The 7,484-nt window shown below is 31.1% G+C and carries 3 protein-coding genes and 1 CRISPR repeat array; of the genes, 2 read left to right on the top strand and 1 reads right to left on the bottom strand.

The features are described from left to right. Nucleotides 1–138: 138 nt before the first annotated feature. A CRISPR array of direct repeats spans nt 139–2,725; the repeat unit is 47 nt; unit sequence GTTGTGACGTATCACTAAGATACGGATTTTTGAAAGCAATTCACAAC. A gap of 63 nt (nt 2,726–2,788) precedes the next feature. Next, a complete protein-coding gene (locus CHRY9293_RS17925; protein WP_162034228.1) occupies nt 2,789–3,895 on the bottom strand; it encodes an acyltransferase family protein in 1,107 nt (368 codons plus the stop codon). 911 nt (nt 3,896–4,806) lie between these two features. On the opposite strand from CHRY9293_RS17925, the gene CHRY9293_RS17920 reads away from it, so the two are divergent. Together CHRY9293_RS17920 and CHRY9293_RS17915 are read left to right on the top strand one after the other, a co-directional pair. After that, a complete protein-coding gene (locus CHRY9293_RS17920; protein ID WP_228455592.1) occupies nt 4,807–5,796 on the top strand; it encodes an IS110 family RNA-guided transposase in 990 nt (329 codons plus the stop codon). Between the two features lie 873 nt (nt 5,797–6,669). Next, nucleotides 6,670–7,374, top strand: coding sequence for a 4'-phosphopantetheinyl transferase family protein (locus CHRY9293_RS17915; RefSeq protein ID WP_162034227.1), 705 nt, complete (start codon nt 6,670–6,672; stop codon nt 7,372–7,374). Nucleotides 7,375–7,484: the final 110 nt, after the last annotated feature.

The raw sequence follows: 7,484 nt of genomic DNA, 5'->3' as shown, positions 1-7,484 counted from the left end.
TTGATTATAATGCCTAAAAGCCATATATCTAATTGATTACTAAATAAATATACAAAAAACAAATCAAAATGTATAAAAATTATTCACTTTTTAACAAGAAAAACCGCCTCAGTTGTGAGACGGCTTCATTTTTTTGAGGTTGTGACGTATCACTAAGATACGGATTTTTGAAAGCAATTCACAACTATTTATATGTATAAATATTAGGGGTGTTGGTTGTGACGTATCACTAAGATACGGATTTTTGAAAGCAATTCACAACTACCGCATTATCTATTGCAGTTCTAATATCGTTGTGACGTATCACTAAGATACGGATTTTTGAAAGCAATTCACAACAAAATAGATTGGGGAAAGTCTAATTTTGTAGTTGTGACGTATCACTAAGATACGGATTTTTGAAAGCAATTCACAACAATATTGGACCTGGTAACTCGTTCACTTTTGTTGTGACGTATCACTAAGATACGGATTTTTGAAAGCAATTCACAACTGCTTGGCTGTGTAGATGGCCTTGAATAGTGTTGTGACGTATCACTAAGATACGGATTTTTGAAAGCAATTCACAACGCATCATGGGTTGGAGTTCCGCCTGTTTTTGTTGTGACGTATCACTAAGATACGGATTTTTGAAAGCAATTCACAACAGTGAGTTTGTAGATTATGTATATTCAAAGGTTGTGACGTATCACTAAGATACGGATTTTTGAAAGCAATTCACAACATGTTAGATTCTTTGAACAGGCTGGAGTAAGTTGTGACGTATCACTAAGATACGGATTTTTGAAAGCAATTCACAACTCAACCCACTCTAATTCATTAGAATCAGGGGTTGTGACGTATCACTAAGATACGGATTTTTGAAAGCAATTCACAACAATTTGCTCTAAAGTCATAAATTATTTTTTGTTGTGACGTATCACTAAGATACGGATTTTTGAAAGCAATTCACAACAAACAAATATGTAGCAAATAATACAGGCGCGTTGTGACGTATCACTAAGATACGGATTTTTGAAAGCAATTCACAACTTAACAACGAACGACATTAGCAAGACTAATGTTGTGACGTATCACTAAGATACGGATTTTTGAAAGCAATTCACAACGGCGATAATACGGCTAATCTAAAATCATTAGTTGTGACGTATCACTAAGATACGGATTTTTGAAAGCAATTCACAACTAACGTTTTAGATTTCCTAAACGACCATTAGTTGTGACGTATCACTAAGATACGGATTTTTGAAAGCAATTCACAACTAGACCTTTCAACCTAAGAAAAATGCAATCGTTGTGACGTATCACTAAGATACGGATTTTTGAAAGCAATTCACAACAATTCAACTGCTGTCACTTCTATTTCAATGTTGTGACGTATCACTAAGATACGGATTTTTGAAAGCAATTCACAACTAATGCCATAAACCCACCAACAGCAACCAAGTTGTGACGTATCACTAAGATACGGATTTTTGAAAGCAATTCACAACACAAGGCAGAGGGTGTTATATTTACGAATTGTTGTGACGTATCACTAAGATACGGATTTTTGAAAGCAATTCACAACTGTTGGAAGTAGAGCAATGCTAGATGATATGTTGTGACGTATCACTAAGATACGGATTTTTGAAAGCAATTCACAACTCCATTACCCACGATTAAATTGACTCACAAGTTGTGACGTATCACTAAGATACGGATTTTTGAAAGCAATTCACAACGGCAGAAAGCCATGCTCCTACAAAACAAAAGTTGTGACGTATCACTAAGATACGGATTTTTGAAAGCAATTCACAACTATAATGATATTAATGTTTTTGATTACCCGGTTGTGACGTATCACTAAGATACGGATTTTTGAAAGCAATTCACAACAGACTTAAACGTATAATTAAAAAAGATAAAGTTGTGACGTATCACTAAGATACGGATTTTTGAAAGCAATTCACAACAAAGAGCGCTCACATATCCACAAGCATCAAGTTGTGACGTATCACTAAGATACGGATTTTTGAAAGCAATTCACAACCATACACATGCTGGTCGCTTACCAAACAATGTTGTGACGTATCACTAAGATACGGATTTTTGAAAGCAATTCACAACCATACACATGCTGGTCGCTTACCAAACAATGTTGTGACGTATCACTAAGATACGGATTTTTGAAAGCAATTCACAACTATAACTCATCGCAATATAATAAACATTCCGTTGTGACGTATCACTAAGATACGGATTTTTGAAAGCAATTCACAACCAATTAGAAGATTGGGGATTAGACATAAATGTTGTGACGTATCACTAAGATACGGATTTTTGAAAGCAATTCACAACCATCTCCACTTCTTGATTGGCCTCGGCGATGTTGTGACGTATCACTAAGATACGGATTTTTGAAAGCAATTCACAACTAAGAAAGTGCTTATCTGAACGGTCGTAAAGTTGTGACGTATCACTAAGATACGGATTTTTGAAAGCAATTCACAACTATTATACTTTAGTTTCGCGTTAATGTGAAGTTGTGACGTATCACTAAGATACGGATTTTTGAAAGCAATTCACAACTCAAGCGGCTTGATATTCGGTTTGTCTATTGTTGTGACGTATCACTAAGATACGGATTTTTGAAAGCAATTCACAACTAATGTTCAATATTTGCCATCTTTTCAAGCGTTGTGACGTATCACTAAGATACGGATTTTTGAAAGCAATTCACAACAATTTATCAAAGAATGAGAAATCTTCATCAGTTGTGACGTATCACTAAGATAATAAATTTGAATTACTTTTTGCGCAATAGGCTTCTAAAATGTTCATTTTCTGGGTGTTTTTTTATAAAAAAATTCTTCAGCAACTGAGAAAAACGTATTTCAATCATATAATAAGTGATGACTGAAATACCAATCGTCAATATTATACAGAAAAATTTATAAACAAATAGGGGCAAAAACTGAAGTAAATAAGTCTTATGAGAATCTAAAATAAGAAGGGGTATAATATGAATGAGATAAATGGAGTAGGAAATTTTCCCGAGAAAAAGCGCCCATTTTGAAGATAATATTTTTGAGATGAAAATTTGTGGCTGCTGAATGATCGAAGAAAGCGAAAATGAGAAAGATATAAGAATAATAACATCCATCTTTTTCAATAGTAATGAAATAATTATAATAAAAAGACCCCATGAAATATTAATGATCCTTCCTGACTTATAAAAATGGAAGCTTAAAATCCCTAAGAGATATCCGGCAAAACATCGTACAATTGCAGAAAGTCCATAGGGTGTATTGATCAGTCCTTTACTATTATGGATATTTTCATATACTAAGCCTTCGGTTGAAAATGTAATGGTATCGAAAAAATACACATAGTAAAATAATACAATGGCTAAAGGAATTATTAATGTAAGGTAATGCTTTCGTTTTTGAAAGTATAAAAATAAAAAAGGAAAGATAAAGTATAAAATAAGCTCACAAGAAAGAGACCACGTAATCCCTAAAGAGCTAATAACTCTGTATTTTTCGGCAAGAAAGATAAATGTCAGAGAAATATAAAAAGGAAAATATCTCCAATGATCTTTGAATAGAAATAAAAACGAAACCAGAACAATAAAAATCAACATAGGGTAGATTCTTATAAAACGTTTTATGATAAACTCTTTATAATGATCTTTTTTAATATCTTCTCTAAAATACTTTTCATAGGAATAGCAAAGAACAAATGAGCTTAAAATAAAAAAGAAATCTACAGCCAGATAACCATTTGATAATGTATTCTCAATAGCTTTTAGGGCAATGTTTTGTGTTGGGGGTAAACTAAAGTAATGATGAAAAATAACCCATAATGCAGAAATTCCTCTTAATCCCGTTAATACATCAATTTCTTTTTTCATGTGGGAAATGATTTTGCTGATACTTTCATATGAGATTTTTTCCTGTTTAAATTTTTTAGCTAAAAAGAGTTCCTGGAAAGTTAGTAATTTAGGGTGGCAAAAAAATAACTACAATCTGTAACTCATAGGCAAATATAAACTGGAAAAATGAATTTTACCTCATTTAAATAATGGTAAAAAGGGATTTTCTACAACATTGGATTTAGAAAACGCTTTTTAGACTCATCATAAAACGATTGAAAACTGTTTTCAATGGCGAGAATTAAGCAATGATACAGATTCGGAAAACTTATATTATTGTTATAATGTATGCTAAGATACGGACTTTTGAAAGCAATTCCCAACTAATCTCGCTAGCCTTATTCTGAGAAACTTTGACAGATCACTACAATAATAAAGTTTGAAAAGAATTTGAAACAATAAGAATAGCAGCTATGTAAAGCTGCTATTATGTCTCATTATCAAGGTATTAAATTTTGAAAGTAATTCACAACGTTATTTAACAATTGGTGAAATCTTATCTAGCTGTGACTAACTACGAAGTTACTAAATTTGAAAATAATTTACTGTATGATATGTATTAATATAATTAAATCATAGCCGTGATCCATTATTAAAATATTGAATTTTTTTAAAAATGTAGGTCATACAATATTGAGATAAAATGTTTTCTATTCAATTAAGAACTTGTGATAAGTTTGCAGAATAAAAATCTACAATACTAAAAGTTAAAAATATTCATTAGAATAATACATTGGAAATAGCAACAGGAAAAAGACCGGGAACTTGTAGATATTTAATATCGTTTTAAACATTTCGTCCCTGTTGCCTGTTTTCTAAAAACCGAATAGAATGCTGTTTGATAAAGATAAACTCTTATCACATTGGTTTAAAAGAAAACGATTTTTCCAATGAAAGATAAAAACTTTAGTATGGTAAATTTAAGTAAAAAAGTAATTGGAGTAGATGTGAGCTCAAATGTTTTGGTAATGAGCTTTATGAACAAAGAAGGAAAACAGACCATTCTTAATGTGTATAACAACAAGACTGATATTGAGCGATGTTTGAAAAAGATTGATGTGAACTGTTACAAAATAGTAGTTGAAGCCACCGGTTCCTACAGTAGTAAAGTTTTATATTATGCTTATTTGCTGGGGTTTGAAGTATATCAGGTAAGCGGTTTGTCTGTTAAAAAGTACGGCGAGGCGAAAAATCAGATTAGCAAGACCGATGAAGAGGATGCACGATTGATAAGGAATTTTGGAGAAACAATGAAGATGCTTCCCTATGAGCCTAAAAAAGAAAATATTGAACTGCTGGATCAGGAACTTACCCTTTGGCATGATTTAGAGCAGGAAAAAGCGAGATTTTCATTAAAATTAAAGTCACTTCGTCAAAAACCTGTTCTCAATAAAGAAGTCATAAAACATTATGAATCTATTATTAAAAGAATAGGAAAAGATATAGAAAAATTGCAGGAAAGACTTCCCAAACTAGAAGATGAAGAATTGAAGGATACTAAAGAGTTATTGGAAAGCATCACCGGAATTGGGAAGAAAACAGCCTTACTTTTACTGGTGTCGACCAACAATTTTAAAAATTTTAAATCGGCAAAAGCCTTATCTAAATATTTTGGGGTAGCACCAAGAATGTATCATTCCGGAAATAAGAAAATCACTATTGGAAAATGCAGGACCAGTAAAGGATTGATAAGAAGTGTTTTGTATGTTTGTTCTTGGAGTGCCATACGATACAATAAGCATTGCAAAGCTCTTTTTGAAAGAATTTTACAGAAAGGAAAGTGCAAAAAACTAGCTTTAATTGCCGTATGCAACAAACTTTTAAGATTAGTATTTGGAATTGTAAATAATAAACGAAAATATCAACCAGATTATATCTAGAAAAGATTTTTTTAACTTTTAAAATTTGGATGTTAACATAGAATGTTTAAATTTTAGTAAAAGATTTTGTTAAGGGAAAGAACTTTTGCTTGATTTGATAATGATAGAAGATTGGCAGAACTATGAATTACTTCATGAATCTTCCAAAAACATGACTAAATTATCTACTAACATTATTATTTAACAAAATTTAAACGTGCTCTAAAAAGAATGTAATGTATAGTTTTTTTTTGAGATTAAAATTTTCGGAAAATAATTGAATTTATTTTGTAAATGTTAAAAAGTGATTTATTCTATAATGTAGTTTTGCTTTATTTTATTATTATAATTAGTGTGGATCATTGAATAAAAGTAAATATAAAAACTCTCAAGTTAATTTTAGATGTAGGAGCTATTAAATAAATTCTATATATTTGTTTCACAAAAACATAAAGATGCAAAATATAAAATTCTCATTTCCAATAGGTAACTATCCTCCCTTGAGGGATTGTTTTTTACGGAATACTCCTACTAAAGCTATAAGGCTAAATTTTACAAGTTCTTAATTTTTTATTATTACTAGGTTTTATTTTAGAATAAATGAGTTTATAATAAAAATTACAATAAGCTTTTGGTACATCATTGACTATGATGTCCAGCACAATGTAATAAACCTTCCTTTTCTTATCCATAAGTTTTCATCGGATAATTTCTTTATGGAAAGAACTGTTTTCTAATTTATATATCCTAATATCACTGTTATAAACTATTTTTCGATGTATCCAATTGTATTTATCGTATAAAATAAGTTTACTATACATTAATCTTACTAATCTATTTGTACTACTTTCTCTTCTATAAGGGAAAGCAATAATTATTAACATTTTTTCGAGCATGACCTTTATATATTGGACAGACTTTAGTGGGTCTGACATTGATTTATTTTTTTCCGTTTGCCATCCATACCTTACGCCCCAAATTGTAAACAAGCAAATGAAGTATAAGAATAAAGAAGCTGCTTTATCCTATCTCTTAGGAAGACTTTTACTTTGGTATGGAACGATTGATCTTTTAGGGAGCAGCTCCCCGTTGACCCTTTGTTTTACTAACCATGAAAAGCCCTATTTTAAAGAGGGACCTTTTTTTAATATCAGCCATTCGGGGAATTATGTTGCTTGTGCGATTAATAGCAAGTATAATATTGGAATGGATCTGGAAATTATAAAGCCTATTTGTTATATTGACTTTCAGGATTACTTTACTATTCCCGAGTGGAATTATATTGTTGATTCTTCGTCACCTACTCAAACTTTTTATAAGCTTTGGACAAGAAAAGAAGCTGTCATAAAAGCGGATGGGAAGGGATTGGGAATTCCTTTGAATAGCTTTAGTACGCTAGAAGATACGTTATATTTTAATTCCCAACATTTTCTATTTGAAGAGCTTGATTTTTCTTCAGAGTATATGGGACATCTGGTTGTGATGAGTGAAAGTGATTTTTCTAGTAATTCAACCGAACATATTTCTCATTTTATTCCTCTAGAAGAACTTCTTATAAAACTAAAAACCTTTCCCTTTTTACTATCTGATTTAAATTAATAATTATATACAACACAAATGAAAAACCCTCAATTTTTAATAAAGCTCACTCCTTATCAAGAATCTTTTTATCATGAATGGATGCTTAATCCCTTAAGGAGTGATTACAA

It is taken from the genome of Chryseobacterium potabilaquae (assembly GCF_902728265.1).
GTDB classification, from domain to species: Bacteria; Bacteroidota; Bacteroidia; order Flavobacteriales; family Weeksellaceae; genus Chryseobacterium; species Chryseobacterium potabilaquae.
Note: the sequence above shows the minus strand (reverse complement) of the source record. Positions and strands in the feature narration are given on the sequence as shown.